This window comes from Arthrobacter sp. zg-Y1171, assembly GCF_025244845.1.
In the GTDB taxonomy this organism is placed as follows: domain Bacteria; phylum Actinomycetota; class Actinomycetes; order Actinomycetales; family Micrococcaceae; genus Arthrobacter_B.
The window spans coordinates 3070233-3089289 of sequence record NZ_CP104264.1; the positions used below are offsets into that span (position 1 = coordinate 3070233).

Annotated in this window: 24 protein-coding genes and 1 other RNA gene; 12 read left to right on the forward strand and 13 right to left on the reverse strand. The window is 65.1% G+C overall.

All coding sequences use genetic code 11. The features are described from left to right. Positions 1 to 167: 167 nt before the first annotated feature. From N2L00_RS14385 to N2L00_RS14405, 5 genes are all read right to left on the reverse strand, one after another. Positions 168 to 926: a trimeric intracellular cation channel family protein gene (locus N2L00_RS14385; protein ID WP_255862426.1), complete on the reverse strand. Its 759-nt coding sequence runs from the start codon at positions 924 to 926 to the stop codon at positions 168 to 170. 168 nt (positions 927 to 1094) lie between these two features. Continuing rightward, entirely contained in the window at positions 1095 to 1382 is a 288-nt protein-coding gene (locus N2L00_RS14390) for a hypothetical protein (protein ID WP_255765208.1), read from the reverse strand. Between the two features lie 98 nt (positions 1383 to 1480). Further along, entirely contained in the window at positions 1481 to 2533 is a 1053-nt protein-coding gene (locus tag N2L00_RS14395) for a glucose 1-dehydrogenase (RefSeq protein WP_255862425.1), read from the reverse strand. 140 nt (positions 2534 to 2673) lie between these two features. After that, positions 2674 to 3043: a transfer-messenger RNA gene (ssrA, locus tag N2L00_RS14400) on the reverse strand. Positions 3044 to 3189: 146 nt separating this feature from the next. Further along, complete coding sequence (locus tag N2L00_RS14405) at positions 3190 to 3486, reverse strand: hypothetical protein (protein WP_227919463.1); 297 nt, start codon at positions 3484 to 3486, stop codon at positions 3190 to 3192. Between the two features lie 158 nt (positions 3487 to 3644). Between N2L00_RS14405 and N2L00_RS14410 the strand changes: the two genes are divergently transcribed. Then, positions 3645 to 4307, forward strand: a complete 663-nt coding sequence (locus N2L00_RS14410) for a nucleoside/nucleotide kinase family protein (RefSeq protein WP_255862424.1) — start codon at positions 3645 to 3647, stop codon at positions 4305 to 4307. Positions 4308 to 4410: 103 nt separating this feature from the next. Then, the gene (locus N2L00_RS14415; RefSeq protein ID WP_255862423.1) at positions 4411 to 5331 is read left to right on the forward strand and encodes an SMP-30/gluconolactonase/LRE family protein; all 921 of its coding nucleotides are present in this window, start codon (positions 4411 to 4413) and stop codon (positions 5329 to 5331) included. 67 nt (positions 5332 to 5398) lie between these two features. Here N2L00_RS14415 and N2L00_RS14420 read toward each other — a convergent pair whose 3' ends face one another. Continuing rightward, complete coding sequence (locus N2L00_RS14420) at positions 5399 to 6418, reverse strand: GTP pyrophosphokinase family protein (RefSeq protein WP_255765213.1); 1020 nt, start codon at positions 6416 to 6418, stop codon at positions 5399 to 5401. Between the two features lie 250 nt (positions 6419 to 6668). Between N2L00_RS14420 and N2L00_RS14425 the strand changes: the two genes are divergently transcribed. From N2L00_RS14425 to N2L00_RS14455, 7 genes are all read left to right on the forward strand, one after another. Then, positions 6669 to 8024, forward strand: a complete 1356-nt coding sequence (locus tag N2L00_RS14425) for a GntP family permease (RefSeq protein ID WP_255765214.1) — start codon at positions 6669 to 6671, stop codon at positions 8022 to 8024. 125 nt (positions 8025 to 8149) lie between these two features. Continuing rightward, positions 8150 to 9616 carry an amino acid permease gene (locus tag N2L00_RS14430; RefSeq protein ID WP_255765215.1) on the forward strand — a complete coding sequence of 489 codons (1467 nt, stop codon included), beginning with the start codon at positions 8150 to 8152 and terminating at the stop codon, positions 9614 to 9616. 121 nt (positions 9617 to 9737) lie between these two features. Further along, positions 9738 to 10178 (forward strand): hypothetical protein, encoded by a 441-nt coding sequence (locus tag N2L00_RS14435; protein ID WP_255862422.1) that lies wholly within the window; start codon positions 9738 to 9740, stop codon positions 10176 to 10178. Positions 10179 to 10240: 62 nt separating this feature from the next. Further along, entirely contained in the window at positions 10241 to 10537 is a 297-nt protein-coding gene (locus N2L00_RS14440; protein ID WP_255765217.1) for a hypothetical protein, read from the forward strand. Positions 10538 to 10698: 161 nt separating this feature from the next. After that, positions 10699 to 11061: a DUF1622 domain-containing protein gene (locus tag N2L00_RS14445; protein ID WP_227919480.1), complete on the forward strand. Its 363-nt coding sequence runs from the start codon at positions 10699 to 10701 to the stop codon at positions 11059 to 11061. Positions 11062 to 11122: 61 nt separating this feature from the next. Further along, on the forward strand, positions 11123 to 11614 hold the full coding sequence (locus N2L00_RS14450) for a DUF5684 domain-containing protein (protein ID WP_255862421.1): 492 nt from the start codon (positions 11123 to 11125) through the stop codon (positions 11612 to 11614). Between the two features lie 161 nt (positions 11615 to 11775). Next, a complete protein-coding gene (locus N2L00_RS14455; RefSeq protein WP_255862420.1) occupies positions 11776 to 13032 on the forward strand; it encodes an Nramp family divalent metal transporter in 1257 nt (418 codons plus the stop codon). Positions 13033 to 13034: 2 nt separating this feature from the next. Here N2L00_RS14455 and trxB read toward each other — a convergent pair whose 3' ends face one another. Further along, the gene (gene trxB, locus N2L00_RS14460; RefSeq protein ID WP_255862419.1) at positions 13035 to 14012 is read right to left on the reverse strand and encodes a thioredoxin-disulfide reductase; all 978 of its coding nucleotides are present in this window, start codon (positions 14010 to 14012) and stop codon (positions 13035 to 13037) included. 106 nt (positions 14013 to 14118) lie between these two features. Here trxB and N2L00_RS14465 point away from each other — a divergent pair, with 106 nt between their 5' ends. Genes N2L00_RS14465 through N2L00_RS14475 form a run of 3 tightly spaced genes read left to right on the forward strand, consistent with a single transcriptional unit; the run spans position 14119 to position 15683 of the window. Then, positions 14119 to 14643, forward strand: a complete 525-nt coding sequence (locus N2L00_RS14465; RefSeq protein ID WP_255862418.1) for a GNAT family N-acetyltransferase — start codon at positions 14119 to 14121, stop codon at positions 14641 to 14643. A gap of 24 nt (positions 14644 to 14667) precedes the next feature. Continuing rightward, complete coding sequence (locus N2L00_RS14470; RefSeq protein ID WP_255862417.1) at positions 14668 to 15129, forward strand: hypothetical protein; 462 nt, start codon at positions 14668 to 14670, stop codon at positions 15127 to 15129. Next, complete coding sequence (locus N2L00_RS14475) at positions 15126 to 15683, forward strand: GNAT family N-acetyltransferase (protein WP_255862416.1); 558 nt, start codon at positions 15126 to 15128, stop codon at positions 15681 to 15683. Before N2L00_RS14470 ends, N2L00_RS14475 begins: the two co-directional genes overlap by 4 nt. 15 nt (positions 15684 to 15698) lie before the next feature. Here N2L00_RS14475 and N2L00_RS14480 read toward each other — a convergent pair whose 3' ends face one another. The 6 genes from N2L00_RS14480 to N2L00_RS14505 all read right to left on the reverse strand — a co-directional run bounded on the left by N2L00_RS14480 (position 15699) and on the right by N2L00_RS14505 (position 19032). Then, on the reverse strand, positions 15699 to 16574 hold the full coding sequence (locus tag N2L00_RS14480) for an ABC transporter permease (RefSeq protein ID WP_255862415.1): 876 nt from the start codon (positions 16572 to 16574) through the stop codon (positions 15699 to 15701). After that, a complete protein-coding gene (locus tag N2L00_RS14485) occupies positions 16571 to 17500 on the reverse strand; it encodes an ABC transporter ATP-binding protein (protein ID WP_255862414.1) in 930 nt (309 codons plus the stop codon). The genes N2L00_RS14480 and N2L00_RS14485 overlap by 4 nt, the downstream gene beginning before the upstream one ends. Before the next feature lie 25 nt (positions 17501 to 17525). Further along, entirely contained in the window at positions 17526 to 18071 is a 546-nt protein-coding gene (locus tag N2L00_RS14490) for a GNAT family N-acetyltransferase (RefSeq protein ID WP_255862413.1), read from the reverse strand. A 24-nt stretch (positions 18072 to 18095) separates the two neighbouring features. Beyond that, positions 18096 to 18272 (reverse strand): hypothetical protein, encoded by a 177-nt coding sequence (locus N2L00_RS14495; RefSeq protein WP_255765228.1) that lies wholly within the window; start codon positions 18270 to 18272, stop codon positions 18096 to 18098. Positions 18273 to 18478: 206 nt separating this feature from the next. Next, positions 18479 to 18619, reverse strand: coding sequence for a hypothetical protein (locus N2L00_RS14500; RefSeq protein ID WP_255862412.1), 141 nt, complete (start codon positions 18617 to 18619; stop codon positions 18479 to 18481). Between the two features lie 125 nt (positions 18620 to 18744). Then, positions 18745 to 19032 carry a hypothetical protein gene (locus N2L00_RS14505; RefSeq protein WP_255862411.1) on the reverse strand — a complete coding sequence of 96 codons (288 nt, stop codon included), beginning with the start codon at positions 19030 to 19032 and terminating at the stop codon, positions 18745 to 18747. Between the last annotated feature and the right edge of the window lie 25 nt (positions 19033 to 19057).

The window sequence follows — 19057 nt, forward strand, 5'->3', positions numbered from 1 at the left end:
AAAGCCTGGATTTCCGGGACTAAATCCGCGTCGGTTCTTGTTTCAGGGGCTTTGCGGCGCGAATTACCGCAAAGCGGAGCCGCGGCTGCCGGCAGGCCCTCGGCACCTGTCGGTCCCGGACAGGTCGACGACGGGCCCGGACAGGTCGACGGCGGGCCGACGTCGGCTCAGCGGCGGAGTTTCCAGAACTTCGGCCGCGGCCAGCCCTGGCCCGAGCTTCTCCGGTCCTCCGTGCGCGGACGCCGGCTCAGCCGGACGCTGAACTCCCCCGGTCCGGGCAGCCGCCACCCGCGGCGGCGGGCCACCGTGCACAGCACGGCGCAGGTGCCGATGGCCACGCCCATGCCCACGTTCTGCAGGCCCAGCTGATAGAGGATCACCATTTCGACGGCGGCCACGAGGGCACCGGTGGCGTACAGGGTGTTGCCGCCGAAAATGGCCGGCACCCGGCCCACCACGATGTCGCGGATCATGCCGCCGCCCACGGCGGTGACAACACCGATCAGGATGGCCGGCAGCCATTCCAGCCCCAGCCCCAGCGCCTTGGCCGTGCCGGTGGCGGCCCAGCAGCCCAGTGCGAAGGCGTCGATCACGATGAGGAACCGGTTGGCCCATTTGCCCTTGAGCTCAATGGCATAGGCAATGACGGCTCCGGCGATTGCCGCAAAGAGATAAGCGGGGTTTGTCAGCGCTACGGGGGTGCCGGCCTGCAGGAGGGTGTCACGCAACACGCCGCCGCCCAACGCCGAGGTGAGCGCCAGGACCAGGAAACCCACCGGGTCCATCCGCAGCTGCCGCGCGACCGCGCCGCCGAGGACTCCGTTCGCCAGCACCCCGGCGAGATCGACGGCGTCGAACACCGCCCTCGGGTCGAAAAGATCCACGCCGCTCCTGCTGTTTCCGTTGCCCGTTCTGCCGCCGTTCATTCTACGTGGCTGCGGGCCCGGAAAATCCTGCGGTCTGTGCAAATCCCTCCGCTGCGCAGCGGAGGAATTCACCCAAACCGCAGGGATTCAGACAAACCACGGGTTTTACAGCCGGCGGCGGAATGAACCGGAAGCCACCGTGACAAATACCAACGGGGCTAAACGGGATCAGCCGTCCCCCGGCGGATAGTCCTCGTCACTCCCCGGTACGTCTGCTTTCTGTTCCAGGATGTCGGCCTCGGACCCGTCCGGGTGGATTTCACCTTCCGGTCCGGCGTCGCCTGCGCCCGGAACTGCGGGAATGTCCTGCTCAATGCCGTCCGCCTCGGAACCGTCCCGGTGGATTTCACCTTCCGGTCCGGCGTCGCCTGCACCGGGAACCGCGGGCAGTGACTGCTCGGCCCGGTCACCCTCCGAACCGTCGGGAATTACCGGTTGGTCAGCGTCCTTACGCATATGCGTGCCTCCAATGCAGGTTGCCGTGGCCGCCGGGGCGGCTTCCGTCCCTTCTGTCTATCACCGAAGCCGCCCAGTAGAAATAGCCTGCGGACGGGTCAGGCGTCGTCCCGCAGGTCCAGCACCACCTTGATGTCCCCGTCGCGGTCCTCGAAGGCCTGTGCATAGTCCGCCAGCGGAACCCGGCGGGAGATCAGTTGCTCAAGCCACCGTGCATCGCTCTTGGCCAGAGCCGCGGCCGCCTTGAGGTAGTGGCGGCGGTTGGCGTTGACGGTGCCGAAGACCACGCGGTTGTCCATCACCAGGTTCAGGTTCAGGGCACCCAGGTCCACGGGCTGCTCGCCGTCGGCCTCGGAGACCCCGGTGAGGCAGGTGACCGAGTTTTTGGCGCCATGCTGCAGCACGTCATTGATCACCGTGGGCACCCCGGTGCATTCGATGATGATGTCCGGGTTGATGCCGGATTCGGGGAGGGTGTCGGTGTGGAAGACGGCGCCAAGTTCCTTGGTCAGTTCCTCCTTCGGTCCGTCCTCTTCCAGGTCGAAGACGTGCACTTCGAGTCCGCGCTGCACCCCGAACAAGGCACCGAGCAGTCCCACGGGCCCGGCGCCGGTCACGGCGACAACCTGCGGCCGGAAGTAGGCGCGGCCGCCGATCCGGTCGATCTGTTCCCAGGCCTTGGCCAGGATGGTGGCGGGTTCCAGCAGGACCCCTACGCGTTCCAGCGAGGGTTCGAGCTTCACCATGTCATCGGGGTCCCCGCGCCAGTATTCGCGCGCGAAACCGTCGAGTCCTTCAATACCGTGTTCGGTGTAGGTTCCGGTCAGGCACATGTCCCACTCGCCGGCGGCGCAGGCCCGGCAGTTTTCCGCACAGGGTCGGCGGACAATCCCGACCACCAGGTCCCCGGCGGCAAGGTCCGAGCCCTCGGGTGCCTCGACGACGCGGCCCAGGTTCTCGTGTCCCATCACCAGGTAGTCCCGGTCCTCGGGTGCGGTGCCGAATTCGGCGGCAATGACTTCGCGGTCGGTGGCGCACAGGCCCACCGCGAGCGTCTCCACCAGCACGCTTCCTTCACCGGCTTCCGGCTCGGGAAGATCCCGCAGCTCCAGCGAGTCCTTCTGCCCGGGGGTGATTATCAATGCCTGCATGTGGTTTCCTTCCCGCGGCTGCTTGCTGTCTGTATCCCAGATTAGCGCCGCGGCCGCGCCGGTAAGACTCGGCACAGGCAGAGTCGAAACGGCCGCGGAAACAATGAAGGCCCGCCCCATGGGGGCAGGCCTTCAAAATATGGTGGAGATGGGGGGAATCGAACCCCCGTCCGGTGTTGTTTTGTCAGGGCTTCTCCGGGCGCAGTATGCGTCGGATTTTCTCGGCCCCAGCCATCCTGCATACAGGTGGCTGATCCGGGCCCAGCCGTCAAAATGTCCCGAACACCCCGACGGCGGGAGTGTTCGGCAGTGGCCCTCTAAACGACGCCAGGATCCGGAGCGAGAGCGACTCCGGGCTGACGGACTACTCCGGCTGCTTAGGCAGCGAGAGCGAAGTCAGTGCGCATAGGTTTGGCACTTATTGTTTTGCAGAGAGCGTTAACGAGATAACTCTGCGTTCTCGGCCCGCTTCCCCTGGCTCAACAAACATCGTCGAAACCGATCATCCCCGTATTGAGTTACCAAGCACCGTTTCCGCCGGCGACCCTCCCGGGCCGTCCACAGATTTTAACGACGCCGGCCCGCGGATCATTCCCGCTCGGCCGCACCTTTTTGATGCGGTGCGGGATGTGAGGAGGCGCGGACCGGCCAGGCGGCTAGCGGCGTCGGCCGAAAACCAGCGACGCCGCGGCCACGGCACCCGTGACGGTGTAGACGGCAGGCCAGGCGCCCATCTTCTTGGCGAGCGGATGGGAGAGGCCGAAGGCGGCTACATAGCCTGCGGTCAGTGCCGCGGCGGTGCCCGTTCCGGCGTCTCGCTTCCAGAGGGCAAATGCACCGGCTCCGGCGGCGGCGAGCACGGCTCCGCCCAGCTGGCGGTTACCGGTGGAACGTGCGGTCTGGTAGCCGCCGATCAGGCCGGCGGAGGTGATCAAAGGGGTCAGCAGGGACAAGGTTTTCTCCTCGAAATAGGCAACACCTCCAGCTTATGCCGGGGTCCGTGCCGCCCGCTTCCTGCGTTGGACCAAACCGGCGGCGGACGGCACCCGCGGGGACCGCAGCCGCCGTCGTAGACTGGTGCCCGCCAACAGCGGAGCACGAGCGGAGGACCGTGGCAGATTCCCGAACCCTACTCACGGAGCTGGAAAACCGGATCTCGGCGCTGGCCTCGGCTTCGGCTGGAACCGTGGTCATCGGCGTCGCCGGTGCCCCCGGAGCAGGAAAGACCACCCTCGTGGAATCACTGGTCCGCGAGCTGAACGGCGCCGTCGACGACGTCGAGTCGCAGCCCTTTGCCCACATTCCCATGGACGGCTTCCATCTCTCGGACCGGGAGCTGACCCGTCTCGGGCTGCTGGCGCGCAAGGGCGCCCCGGAAACCTTCGACGCCTACGGCTATGCGGCGCTCCTGGAACGCCTCCGGTCAGCGCGGACCACCGTGGTCTACGCGCCCGGTTTCGAGCGGACGCTGGAACAGCCGCTGGCCGGCGACATTCCGGTGTTTCCGGCAGCGAAGGTGATCCTGACGGAGGGGAACTATCTGCTGCTGGACCGCCCGGAATGGCGTGAGGTCCGCTCCCGGTGCACCGAGGTCTGGTACTGCCAGCCCTACGAAGACCAACGCGTGCAGCGCCTGGTGGAGCGGCATGTCCGGTTCGGGAAGACGCCGGAAGCGGCCGCCGCCTGGGTCCGGGACGTCGACGGCCCCAATGCGCGCCTGGTCCAGGAGTCCATACATCGGGCCGACGTCGTCATCCGCCCAGCCTGGACGTGACGAGGGGTGCCTTTGGGCGGGCGCCGCAGCCTCGCGTATAAAAGGACGCAGACCACCCGCACGAAAAGCAGGCCCGGCCGGACCTTCAGAAGGAGACAACGCAATGGACGCACGCCCCTCGACACTGCTGGAAGACGGAGCCTCGCTGGAGCAGGTGGGTACGGGCGCGGTCTGGGCGGAGGGTCCCGTCTGGGTCCCGGAGCGCAACGCGGTGCGCTACAGCGACGTGCGGTCCAACCGGATCCTGGAATACAGCGAAACCACCGGCGAGCTCAGCGTCTACGGCTCCGACATCGAGTTCACCAACGGCCGAGCGCTGGACGCGGACGGCTCCGTGGTGCAGTGCTCGCACGGGCGCAGGGCCGTGGAACGGGACCGCAACGGCACCGTGGAAACCCTGGTGGACCGCTTCGGCGAGGTCCGCTTCAACTCGCCCAACGACGTCGTCGTGAAGTCCGACGGCACCATCTGGTTCTCGGATCCCTCCTACGGGATCGACAACCCGGCCGAAGGCCACCCCGGCGAACTGGAGTACGGAGACCGGTACGTGTTCCGCTTTGATCCGGCCACCGGCGAGCTCACCGCGGTGATCACCGACATCATGGCCCCCAACGGCCTGGCGTTCTCCCCGGACGAATCCGTCCTCTACGTTTCCGACACCGCCGAAGAGGCCGTCTCGCCGTACGGCCCGGCGCAGTCCGAGGGCAACCCGATCCGTGCCTACGACGTCATCGAGGGCCGGCAGGCGAAGAACGGCCGGGTGTTCGTGCGCGTTGCCCCCGGTGTGCCCGACGGGTTCCGGGTGGATACGGACGGGAACATCTGGTCCTCCGGCGGCGACGGCGTGCGGGTGTTTTCACCGGCCGGCGAGCTACTCGAGCACATCCCGGTGCCCGAAACCGTCAGCAACGTCTGCTTCGGCGGGCAGGACGGCCGGACGCTGTATATGACGGCAACCACCAGCCTGTACCGGATCCGCACTACGGCCAGCGACGCCGCGGCGGCCCTGCGTACGCAGCGGTAACAACGACTGCGGCTGCGGCTGCGGCTGCGGCTGCGGCTGCGGCTGCGGCTGCGGCTGCGGCTGCGGATCAGGCAAGCAGCCGCCGCAGCCGGTATTCCAGTTTTCCGCGCCGGGTGCCGTCATCGCTCAGGTGTGCCGTGCGCTGGATGTAACCCCTGCCCCACTGTTCCAGCAGGAAGTCATCGGCGGCCCGGACATGGCCCGGCGGAAACCGGTACCGCAGCCGGGACGCCAGGGACGGCCAGTCGGCCGAGCGCAGCAGTGCGGTGGCCTCGGCCAGTGAATAGACGGTGTTGGCTTCCAGCGCCTGCACCAGCCAGTCATAGTGGTCGGCACGGCTGCGCGGATGTTCCGGCAGTTCCTGCTCGAGAACCTCGCGGAGCGCGGCAGCGGTCAGTTCATCCCCGCTCGAAGCTCCGGCGCTGCGGGCTTCCCCGCGCACCCGCTGGAGCGCAACCACGTGGTTGATGGCATCAAACTCGCGGTCCGCCAGTTCGATCAGTCCGGACGCGAGCGTGAACGCCCGGTTCACCTCCGGCGGTACCGGGCCGGTGCCTTTGTAGCGGATTTCGTGCTCGAACTCGGCCCAGGCGTGCTGGAGGATGGTGCGGAACTGCACTTCGAACCGCTGCCCGCCGAACAATTCACAGCCCGACGGCGGATTGCCGGTGGGGACCCGGAGGATGAGGTGCTGCCCGGAGTAGCCGAAATCGCCGCGTATTTTCTGCTCGGCGGACTTGTCCACGTGGTCCAGTTCTTCAAAGGTGCCGGACAACGCCTCCATGGCAGCAGGGATATCCGATTCCAGGAAGAGGATGATCCGAACGCCAATCAGGTCATCAATGTCATTGAGCCCATTGATATACCGCGGCGCTCCGTCCTCGGTCCGCCGTTCAAGCTTCTTCCCCAGCGAGTCGATGGCCTTCACCCGGTGCTGGATGTGGTGGTAGTTCAATCCGTCGTCGGCCAGCCGGGCAAGGACTGCACCGTGGATGCCCTCCTCCGCGCCCTGGTAGCGGCCCAGGTTCATTGCATAGTCGCCCAACCAGTCATTGATCCGCATGCTGTGCGTTGGCAGAAGTTCCATTGACAACCTGTTCCCCCGGCGGTCCGCCGACACGGGTGTGCGGCGTGGAGCGATTGCCTCAATTCTGTGCGGACCTCCCAAGCCCCGCAAGGGTTCGCAGAGGTGCAGGGCGACCACTGACACCGCCGCCCCGTCCCAGCCGCCGTTGCGTTACGCAGCGGGCTGCACCGCGTTTTGGACTTCGGGAAAACCCGTGATTCCATGATTTGCCCTGTTGATAAACATCGAAGTTTTTCACTTTTAGGAAACCATGATTGATCTGTTGATATTGCTGCTGCTGGTCGTCGGCATCGTCGCCGTCACTGCAAAGCTCAAAATCTCGCCGTTCCTCGCCCTCCTCGCCGCCGCCTTTATCGGTGCGTTTGCGTTTCGCCTGCCGGTTGATGAAATCATCCCGACAATTACGACGGCGTTCGGCAACACCATGGGCAACATCGGCCTGGTGATTCTTTTCGGCACGATGATCGGCGTAATCCTGGAGCGGTCCGGCGGCGCCATCGCCATGGCTGATGTGTTGATCAAGGTCCTGGGGACGCGGTTTCCGACCCTGACCATGAGCATCATTGGCTACATCGTCTCTATTCCCGTCTTCTGCGACTCCGGCTACATCATTCTCAATTCGCTGAAGAAGGCCATGGCTGAACGGGCCAAGGTATCCCTGGTCGCCATGTCCATAGCGTTGATGACCGGTCTGTATGCCACGCACACGATGGTCCCGCCCACGCCCGGACCGCTGGCCGCCGCCTCCAACCTGAATGTGGTGGACAGCCTGGGCCTGCTGATCGGCCTCGGCCTGGTGGTGGCCGCGGTTTCGGCGGGTGCCGCCCTGCTCTACGCCAACCGGTTCCTGAAAAAAGACATTGAACTGCTGCCCGTTCCGGCCGAAGAGGTGGAGGTCAGCTACGAGGACCTGAGGACACAGTATGGAACGCTGCCGAGCGGCTTTATGGCCTTCCTGCCGATCCTGCTGCCGATTACGCTGATCTGCCTGTCCTCGATAGCCAAGCTGCCCGGCGCCCCGATGGGTGAGGGCGGCCTGGCCGCAACCGCCGTCTTCGTGGGAACTCCCGTGGTCGCACTTGCGCTCGGCCTGCTGGCGGCGGTGTTCCTGCTGCGCGGCAAAGGCAGGCTCAGCACCTTCAACACCCAGATCTCGGACTCGATTGTGCTGGCGGCACCCATCCTGCTGATCACCAGTGCCGGGGCTGCATTCGGCGGGGTGCTGGGCAAGAGCTCCATCACCGCTTTCCTCTCCGACAACCTGGCAACGCTGGGCCTTGGCATTGCGGTGCCGTTCGTGATTTCAGCTGCCTTGAAGACGGCCCAGGGTTCCTCCACCGTTGCCATGGTGACGACGTCGGCCATGCTTCTGCCGCTGCTGGAACCGCTGGGACTGGCCGGCGGTGCCGGGCCCGTCCTCGCGGTCCTCGCTATCGGCGCCGGCGCCATGGTGGTGTCACACGCCAACGACTCGTACTTCTGGGTGGTCTCCCAGTTCAGCCGCATCCCGACTGCCACCGCGTACCGCACGCTGACACCGGCCACTGCCGTGCAGGGCATTGCAGGTTTCGCAGCGGTCTGGGTCCTGAGCCTGTTCCTGCTCTGAGTCGCTCGGCGACCGCTGGAAGGCGGCGGGGTACCCCGCCGGCCGATGAAGGTCCATACTTCTGCCGTAGCTGAAGCCGTAGACCTTGATTCCGGCGGTCCCGCCGGGCGCGGAGGGGAGCAGACATGTCCACAGTCCCCGGCAGCGGCGGTTCCGTCCTTCGCCGCAAGCCCATTGAGGAAATCGACGAGGAGAAAACCGGCAACAAGCTGTTCAAGAGCCTTGGCCTCTGGCAGCTGACGGCCATCGGCGTGGGCGGCATCATCGGCGTCGGGATCTTCACCCTCGCCGGACTGGTGGCCAACGGCGGTCCCGACGCCGCCCCCGTGGGCCCGGCCGTGCTGCTCTCCTTCCTGGTCGCCGGCCTGGCCAGCGCCGCGGCGGCCCTGTCCTACGCCGAGTTCGCCGGACTGGTGCCCCGCGCCGGGTCCGCCTACACCTACGGGTACGTGGCGCTGGGTGAACTGATCGGGTGGTTCATCGGCTGGGACCTGCTGCTGGAATACACCGCAATCGTGGCAGTGGTGGCCATCGGCATCTCCGGCTACTTCACCGAGTTCCTCGCCGGTTTCGGCATCGAGATGCCCATCTGGATGCAGGGAACCGGGGACACGGTGGAGGGCGGGCTGATCAACCTGCCCGCCGCCGTCGTCTGCCTGTTCATTACCTGGATCCTCAGCCGCGGCACCAAGACCTTCGGACGCTTTGAACTGGTGGCCGTGGGCCTGAAAGTCCTGCTCATCGTGTTCATCGTGGGACTGGGGTTCTTCTACATCAACGCGGACAACTACACCCCGTTCCTGCCCAGCGGTTTCGGGGCGGTGTTCACCGGGGCAGCCACCGTCTTCTTTGCCGTCTTCGGCTACGACGCCATGAGCACCGCCGCCGAGGAAGCCACGGACGGCAAGAAACACATGCCCAAAGCCATCCTGCTCTCCCTGGCCATCGCGATGGTCCTGTACATCCTCGCCACGCTGGTACTGACCGGAATGCAGAATTACCGGGACATCAGCCCGACCGCCGGTTTCGCCTCCGCGTTCCAATCCGTCGGGCTGCCCGTCATCGCCACCGTCATTTCAGCCTTCGCTGTGCTGTCCATCCTTACCGTGATGCTTACGTTCCTGCTCGGCGTGACCCGGGTGTGGTTCGCCATGAGCCGGGACGGGCTGCTTCCGGGCTGGTTCGCCGGAACGGACAAGCGGGGCACGCCGCAGCGGGTGACCTGGATCGCCGGCGGCACTTCCGCTTTACTGGCCGGATTCTTCCCCATTCGTGCCGTGGCAGATCTGACCAACATCGGCATCCTCGCCGCGTTCGTGGTGGTTTGCGTGGCAGTGATTGTGCTGCGCTACCGTCAGCCGGACGCCCCGCGGGAGTTCAGGCTCCCGCTGATGCCGTGGGTACCGGCGTTCGGCGTCCTCGCCTCGGGGTTCCTGATGCTGCAGCTGCACTGGGAAACCTGGCTGCGTTTCGGTATTTGGCTGGTCATCGGGGTGCTGGTTTACGCGTTCTACGGGTACAGGCATTCCCTGCTGAATCCAAACAGTCCGCGGCATCGGAGCCTCAAGATGAATCCCCGGCCGGAAAACTGACTGCAGGAGCTGCCAACACAGGACGAGGCGCGGCATCCTTCCTTCCAATTCAATAAATAGCGGCTATTATCTGCCTTATGGGTTCCGAAAAAATGGACCCTCAGTTGGGGAGAATAACCGAATGGGCAGTCAGTCTCAGGCCATGCCTTCTGCACCGAGGCGGTCCACCATGCTTTTCCGCCGTGCCCGCAGCGGGCTCGTACTGATTGCGGCTTTCTGGCTATGGATGCTTTTTGGCGCCGCGGACTTTGTCGCCGCCCTTTTCGGTTCACCCATACATGCTGCTCTTGCCGTGTTTGCCCTCAGCACGCTCACGCTCATTTCGCTGCTTTTCCTCCCGATCTGTATTGCGTACCTCGTGCTCAACCGGCCGAAGGGACACGCAGCACCATCTGCTGCACCGCAGGCCGGGGAGGCACACGGCAACGGCCTGGCGCCCGTAATCCGGATGATGCCCCGCCGCGCCGCCGTCCACGGTGCCGCCCTGACCAGCCGTGCCGCGGTCCGTGGCGCTGCCCTCACCAGCCGTGCCGCCGCCAAATGGCGGGACCGCGCTTCCTAGCCTGCACCGACGAGGCAGCCCCAACGGCAGGAATGTCAGAGGCGGTTGCCATTGTGGAGGTCATGAGTTCCTCACTGGGCACCCGAATGCCCTCCGCCCCCGCCGGCCCTGTCACCCACGCCCGCTACCGCCGGGAACCCTACGTCCGCTGCCGGACGGGAAACGGCAGCGTTGATGGAAAGGCCGTGGCCTGGACACGCACGGAGGTCCTCCTGCACTGGATTGACGACGACGGCCAGGCCCATAACCGGTGGACTCCGGCTTCCACTGTGCGCCGGATTGCCCGGGACGATTCCGCCTGGCGCGACCCTTACGACGACTTCCGGTTCTATTACCAGTCCTCCCCCGCCGCCGCCTGACCCTCCCCGGATTCGCCCTGCCCCGGATTCGCATGGAAGCAGCGCTGCGCTGCCGGTGCCCTCTTGACCCCTCACTGCAGAAAGGGACTGATGGAAGGGTGCGGCGTAACCGCCGCACCCGGAACTCTGTTCCGGCGGTGTTTGCGGCAGGACGTTGACGCATGGACTTTCAGCATTTGATCGAATCCGTGGGGGAATTGATGGACCTGGCGGGAGTAGCCGCCATCGTCCTGGGTGCCGTGGCAGCCACCATCGCTGCTGCCGCCGCTGCGATGCGCCGGCGCGGCCCGGTCTATGAGGAATACCGGCAGCGGCTGGGGCGAAGCATTCTGCTCGGACTGGAGTTATTGGTGGCTGCAGACATTATCCGCACGGTGGCTGTGACCCCTACCTTCGAGTCGGTGGGAATACTCGCCATAATCGTGCTTATCCGCACGTTTTTAAGTTATTCGCTGCAGCTGGAAGTCACCGGTTCCCTGCCATGGAAGCGTCCGGCAGGAGAACTCAAGAACAAGAACGAATAACGGTTCGATAAACACAGCCGCGGGCCTTGACTTGGGTACGCCACCCAATATCGTTCTCGGCATGATCAATCCAGTCTCGATTCTTCCGTCTGTTCTTTCTGCCTCCGAATTCAGCACAACTACGCAGGAAACAACCATTGGGGTCGGCGCCCTCGTTGGCTCCATGCTCGTGTTCGGCATCATCGGCTTCGTTATCAGCGGCCTGGCCATGATGGGGATGTTCAAGAAGGCCGGCCGCAAGACCTGGGAAGCCTTTATTCCCGTCTACTCCACGGTTGTGCTGTTCCGCATCGCCGGCATGTCCGGCTGGTGGATCCTGGCCCTCGCAGTGCCGGTCCTGAACATCGTGGCAGCCGTGCTCCTGGCGATCAACCTTGCGAAGGTGTTCGGCCAGGGCGTCCTGATTGCCGTCTTGATCATTTTCTTCGGCCTCTTTGTGTACTTCTACCTTTCCTACGGCTCCGCCCGGTACTTCGGCCCGCAGGCCAGCAAGGGTCCCTTCGACCTGGCCAAGAACCCGAACCAGCCCGCTTACGCGCCGGCCGGACACTAACCCACACCCCGCCCGTACAAGGCGCGCATCCCCCGGGGATGCGCGCCTTTTCTTTGCGCTTTGCACCGGCACCAGTCGGCGGGACACGGGATTTCACCGCTGCTCAGGCTTCCCCCGAAGAATTGTTAGGCACGCCGAACTTAAGGTGTTAGGTTGCTGTCATGGCCCGTACCGTCCAGCTCCCCGACACCCCGCGCCCCGCAACGCGCCCCCGCCATATCCTGTGGCTGCTTGGCCCCGCACTGGTAGCCGGGGTCGCCTACCTGGATCCCGGCAACGTTGCCAGCAACATGACTGCAGGGGCGAAGTTCGGCTACCTACTGGTCTGGGTGGTGGTGACGGGCAACGTGATGGCGTGGCTGATCCAGTACCTCTCGGCCAAGCTGGGCCTGGTCACCGGCCGCAGCCTGCCCGAACTCCTCGGGGAACGCATCGGACTCAGACCTGCCCGGCGGCTGTACTGGCTGCAGGCTGAACTCGTCGCGATGGCCACTGATGTCGCGGAGGTGATCGGCGGCGCCGTCGCGCTCTGGCTGCTCTTTGATCTTCCGCTGTTCCTGGGCGGCATCATTACCGGCGCCATCTCCATGGTGGTGCTGCAGTTGCAGAACAGCGGCCGGCACCGGAGCTTCGAGTACGTCATCGTCACGCTGATGCTGGTGATCGCCGTCGGCTTCACGGCCGGCGTCTTCCTCAACCCGCCCGACGGCGGCTCCGTGGTCGAAGGCCTGGTGCCTCGCTTCGAAGGCAGCGAATCGGTGCTCCTCGCTGCATCCATCCTGGGCGCGACCGTGATGCCGCACGCCATTTATGCGCACTCCGCCCTGACCCGGGACCGCTTCCCCGGACGCACCGCTTCCCTCACCACCACCCGGCTGATCAAGGCCACCAAATGGGACGTGACCATTGCCCTGGCCGTGGCGGGCTCGGTGAACCTGGCCATCCTGCTGCTCGCCGCCGGTTCGCTGCAGGGTGTGGAAGGGACCGATACCCTCGAGGGCGCCCATGCCGCCATTGCCGCCTCGCTGGGCTCGGTGGTGGCCACCCTGTTCGCTGTAGGACTGCTCGCATCCGGCCTGGCCTCGACGTCGGTGGGCGCGTATGCGGGTGCCGAAATCATGCAGGGCCTGCTGAAGGTGCGCATCCCCATGCTGCTGCGCCGCCTGATTACCCTGCTCCCCGCGCTGGCGATCCTCGCCGTCGGCATCGATCCCACCTGGGCCCTGATCCTCAGCCAGGTGATCCTGTCCTTCGGCATTCCGTTCGCTTTGATTCCGCTGGTCTGGCTGACTGCGCAGCGGGACCTGATGGGGAGCCACCGCAACCATTGGTGGACCACGGGCCTGGGCGTGCTGGTTTCGGTGCTGCTCGTTGGGCTGAACGTCACCCTGCTGGTACTGACCTTCACCGGCGCCTGAGGCTAGCCGTTCAGCGACCCCTCCACCAGTGCGGTGGCGATGCTGTCGGCATCCGCCTGAGCCGCGAGATACCGCTCCGCGTCCAGCGCAGCGGAGCAGCCGGTGCCCGCAGCGGTAATCGCCTGCCGGTAGCGGTGGTCCACGGCGTCGCCGCACGCGAAGACCCCGTCCAGGTTGGTCTGCGTGCTCGGAGCCGCGACCCTGATGTACCCCTCCGGATCCAGATCCACTTGTCCCGCCAGGAGATCGGTACGCGGGGCATGGCCAATGGCGACAAAAACCCCCTGCGCCGGCAGATTCCGCGTGGCGCCGGTGACGGTGTCCGTAAGGGTCATGCCCGTGACCTTGTCCGTCCCGTGGATCGCAGTGACCTCGCTGTTGAACTCAAAGTGGATCTTCGCGTGGTCCCGGGCCCGCTGGGCCATGATGCGGGAGGCACGCAGCGTGTCCCGGCGTACGACGACGGTCACCGACGCCGCGAAACGGGTCAGGAACAGTGCCTCCTCCATGGCTGAATCCCCGCCGCCGACCACCACGATGTCCTGGTTGCGGAAGAAAAAGCCGTCGCAGGTGGCGCACCAGGAAATGCCCCGGCCGTTGAGCTGTTTTTCCTCCGGCAGCCCCAGCTCCTTATAGACGGAGCCGGTGGCGAGGATGACGCTGCGGGCCTTGTAGGTTTCCCCGCTGCCCGTGGCCACCCGCTTGGTGTGGGCACCCAGCTCCACTGACACGGCGTCGTCGTACTCCACCAGGGCGCCGAATTTCTCCGCCTGCCTGCGCAGGTTCTCCATCAGGTCGGGCCCGAGGATACCGTCGGGAAAACCCGGAAAGTTCTCCACCTCCGTGGTGTTCATCAGGGCGCCGCCGGCGGTGACGGAGCCCGCGAGGATGCGGGGTTTCAATCCGGCCCGGGCGGCGTAGATCCCTGCGGTGTAACCGGCCGGACCGGACCCGATGATCAGGACGGAATCTGTACCCATCTGCTCTTCCCTTCGCTGCAGCGGTCCTTCAAGTCTGTCGGGGAGGAGGCTAGGGTCGGTAGCCCGGGCGCATTAAGCGGTGCCGGAATCGGCAAAGGAGCCAGTAGTGGCAGCGGCACTCAAACCCATTGAACTGATCCAGCTTCCCCGCGGCGTGATTGATGCGCTTGCCGCCGGTGACCTGCCCGGCGCCAACCGGCAGGCGCCTCTGGAGCTTACCGAGCACTTTTCCCAGGACCGGCAGCCGCTGTGGCGTATCCGGAGCGCGCAGCTGGAAGAGAATCCCGGGGACGCGGCCTGGATTACCCGCGCCATCTTTGACCCCGGACTGGGCCGGGCGGTGGGCCTGGCCGGGTTCCACGGCCCTCCGGACGGCAACGGCACGGTGGAAGTCGGGTACTCGGTGGACCCGGCCTACCGGCGGCAGGGCTACGCCCGTGCCGCACTGGAGGCGCTGCTTGCCGTGGCTGCCGGGGAACCCTCGATCCGCACCGTTCGGGCAACCATCAGCCCGGATAACGGTGCCTCCCGGCGGCTGGTGGAACAGTACGGGTTCGTGGCCACAGGTGAGCAATGGGATGACGAGGACGGGCTGGAGATCGTTTATGAACTCCCGGCGGGAGGCGACTGACGCCGGTCCGCTAGGATCGCTCGAATGACAACCTGGACAGAGATCACGGCCGCCGTCACGGTGGCTCTGGGCGGAGACAAGGCCGCAGGACAGCAGGCACTGCTGGCGTGCTGGGAGGATACGGTGCCGGACCAGCACGCCTATCGATGCGTCCTGGCGCACTACCTCGCGGACTCGGAAACGGACCTCGACGCGGAGATCTCATGGGACGAGGCCGCCCTTGCGGAACATGCCGGGGTCAGCGACGAAGATCTTGCACCGTTGGGCATCCCGTCGGCGGGAGGTTTCGCTCCTTCGCTGCATTTGAATCTCGGGGACGGCTACCTGCGGCGCGGCGAGCCCGGGCGTGCGCGCGGCCATCTGGAACAGGGCCTGGCCCTTGCCGAGGAGCTCGGGAGCGAAGGCTACGGTGCCATGATCCGCTCCGGCCTGCAGAACCTGGGCACCCGCATCGAAGCGGCAGCCGATACCGGGACCGCCGCATGATTGCCGGGAACCTCTTCGCGCAGCAATCCACGCTCACCACGAACCGCCTGCGGCTCGAGCCGCTGGGACCGGAGCACTTCGACGGCGCGTGGGCGGCACTGCAGGATCCGGAGGGCCGCAGGCTGACCGGCACCCACGCGGTTTTCACTCCGGAGCAGATCCGGAGCTGGCTGCAGACCCGCGCCGGTGAAGCAGACCGGGCGGACTGGGCAATAATCCGGGCCGAGGACGGTGTTTATGTGGGCGAGGTAGTGCTGAATGACCTGGACCCGGACAACGAGTCGATAGGGTTCCGCATCGCTTTGTCCTCCCCGAAGGTCTTCGGACTGGGCTACGGCACGGAAGCCACCCGCGCGGTGCTGAGCCATGCCTTTGACGACCTCGGACTGCACCGGATTGAACTGGAGGTCTTCGAGTTCAACCCGCGGGCACGGCGTGTGTATGAAAAGTGCGGGTTTGTGGTGGAGGGCCGGCGCCGAGAAGCGCTGCACTGGGACGGGGAATGGGTGGACGCGATCTCGATGGCCGTCCTTGCCGACGACGCCCGCCCCTGACGCTCAGCCTGGCGCTCAGCGGATACGGGAACGGATCCGCAGCGCCGCCAGCAGGACGAAGACCACCACCATGGCCGCGAGTACAGCCACAACGTAGCCGGTGGGCACTGACCAGTCCCCCACCTGTGCAGTAATGCCGAAAATGTCCTGCACCGCGGCCACCGCTTCGGGCTGGTCCGTCACGGCGTCCATGGGTCCGGCGGTCATTTCCTGGCGCACCACCATGGAGGCCTGCATAAAGGGCAGCGCGCTGACGAAGTTTTTTACACCCTCGGGAAAAGCCCCCACCGGAATGTAGGAGCCGGCAGCGAAGCCGAGGATGGTGCCTACCAGTGTGGACAGTGCCGCGAAAGAACCCGGGGTACGGACGAAGGTGACGATGAAGGCGCTCAATGATCCGAACGCGATGCAGCTGAGCACCAGGTAACCGTAGGTGCGGGCCAGCCGGCCCGCCGTGAGCACCACGCCGTCCACCGCGGCCAGGTATCCCAGGCTCACGGCCAGCACCACTGTGGTCATGATCAGCGCGATCGCGACGGTGGAGAGCAGATACCCCAGGACCAGCTGCCCGCGGCTGATCGGGGACACCAGGAAGTCCCGGAAACGCCCGCTGGCGGTGTCATCCACGATCACGTTCACGGCGGCGAGCCCCGTGGTGATTGCGGTGATACCCACGATCCCGGCGAACATCCACGCGTCCACAAAACCCTTGATGTCCTCCTCGGCGGCCTGCGGAAACATTTCCGCCAGGCCTTCGGTCTGCTGGTTGCCCAGGAACAGGGTGTAGAGCAGGAACAGGACCAGTGCGCCGAGGAGGGAAAAGAACAGGTTGAGCCGGTCACGGAAGTACAGGCGTAGGTTCCGGCCGGTGATGTCCAGGACTACGTTCATCCTGCTTCCCCCTGCCGGCCGGTCAGGGCCAGGAAGACGTCGTCCATGGTCCCGTGGCGGAATTCGAAGTCCAGGACGCTGTCGCCGTGCGCCGCGAGGAGACGGCGGGCGGTATCGGAGCGGTCTACCCGCAGCCGCAGCACGTTGCCGTCCACCCCGGCGACATCGACCCCGGCGTCGCGGGCCAGGGACGTCAGCGCCTGCGGGTCGGAGGAGGTGATGGAGAGGATGCTGCTGCTGTATTCGGCGCGCAGCGTGGTGGGCGTGCCGTCGGCAATGATCTGCCCCTTCTCAATCACGCAGACCCGGTCCGCTTCCTCGGTTTCCTCCATGTAATGGGTAGTCAGGAAAACGGTGAGGCCGTGGTTTTCCCGCAGGTCGTGGATGGTGGACCAGACGAGGGCACGGCTGGCCGGATCCAGGCCGGCGGTGGGTTCGTCCAGGAAGATGATCGACGGCGAGTGCAGCAGCGCCCGGGCGATGTCCACGCGGCGTCGTTCTCCGCCGGAATAGGTGGCATAGCGCCGGTCGAGGAATTCCCCCAGGCCGACCATCCGGCCCAGCTCATCAATGCGGGCATTATTGGCCGCTTTGTCGGGTGAATAGAACCGTGCCCGGGTTTGAAGGTTTTCCCGGCCGGTGAGGATCGGATCCAGCATCGAATCCTGGAACACCACCCCAATGGCTTCACGGACGCCGCCGCCGCTGCCGCGGACGTCGTGCCCGGCTACCTCGACAGTGCCGGCGTCGAACGGCAGGACAGTGGTCAGGCAGGAAATGGTGGTGGACTTCCCCGCACCGTTGGCACCCAGGAAGGCGAAAACGCTCCCTGGCTCCACGTCAAAGGACAAATCGTCCACAGCCGCCACCCGGCCGAAGCGTTTGGTCAATCCCCGAACGGAGATTGCGGCATCCGTAGTTCCCAATTGGCTCCCCTAGCTTTTTGCGGTTCTATGCATCCAGGAGCAGGTCGTCGAATTCCAGTGGAGTCACCGTGTTGTTTTCCCAGTCCGAGCGAAGTATCGCATAGGCCACGGAGGCAAGCCGGGTGCCGTCCGCCGTCGGCCACGCCTGCCGGTAGTGGGCCTCTTTGACGAACCCTGCCCGCAGGAACGTTTTACGCATGGCAATGTTGTCTTCCCGTGTCTGGCCTTCAAACCGGACAATATCCGGCAATTCGGTGAAGGCCAGCCGACACAAGGCCCGAACCACCTCCACGCCCAGTCCGCGGCCGCGCTGGCTTTCCGCCAGGCGAAGGTCAAAGACAGGGTTGTCGTCCTCAAGGTCCTCCAGGACCACCAGCCCAATGTCTTTGCCGCCGTGCTGCACCCAGTACCCCTGGGATTCCTTGCTCCAGAAGTGCCCCTCCGCCACCCGCTTGTTCGCCTGGAACTCGTCGGGCGCCGTATTCACATGGAAGGGGAACCGGTTTGAGGCCAGGAAGGCAGTGACCGCACTGGCGTCGTCAGGGGTCATCCTGCGGAAGGTGGTGGACATGCGGGAAGTGTAGCGTGCGGGGTTCTAGAGCGCGCCGATCCGGTCCTGGCTTCCGGTCAGGGCGGACTTTTCGGCTTCTTCTTCGAGGCGGAGGCGCCAGCCGCGCGGGGGCGGCCAGGAGATACCCCACAACTCAAGCTGCTGTTTGGTGAAACCACCTGCAGGAGTACGTGCTGCTTCTATTTCTTCACGGGTCGGCATTGGCAAATCATGACACGCACCCCGGATTATGTCACCGGTAAATCAAACATTTCCGGCACCGTTCTTTTATTCCGCTATTGACGGACCGAGTGGGTGCCGCGATCCTGCGGCAATCCGCGGTTTTTCAGGAGTATTTCAAGATAAAAGGGACTCCCGGTATCGCTAAAGAATTATATTAGGGACTTCCGGTACCGCTAATTCAACCCTTACTGATGAGTGGTTACCATAATCAATTGCCAGCCTTCCGGAACCTGGGCCTGGAGTGCTTCCCGGGCTTCGAGGAATCCCTCCCCCTCGGCTTCCAATTCCCGGGTTTCGATAGGACGCATGATGCCAGTGACTTTCATGCTTTCAGCCTAGGCGCGGTACGGGTCCCCTGCCCGCATGAAGCGTGTTGTGTCTAACACCCCTGGCCTGCTGATGGCCCGGCACCGGTCTCCGCCGCGGAACGCCCGGTCACCGGGAAATGCGGCTAGGCGAGGTTTGCCGGCTCGTTAGGCACGGGCTGATCCTGCACGGCGGGATTTCCTGGCACACCCAAGGAGGAAACTACGCGGTGAATGCCTACGAGGAGCATCGAAACACCTGCGATGGCGACGACCACACCCAGATACAGGAACATCACGCTGTTATGCGAATCGGAATAAGCACCTGATGACATCAGGACATCCATGGCCGAAAAGAGGATAAAGAGGGCACCGAGGAGCAGAATCGCGCCGCCCCAGGAGATGAGCGCTGCACTCTGCTTGAAGTTGTTCATGAACCAACTCTATCGGTCCCTCCGG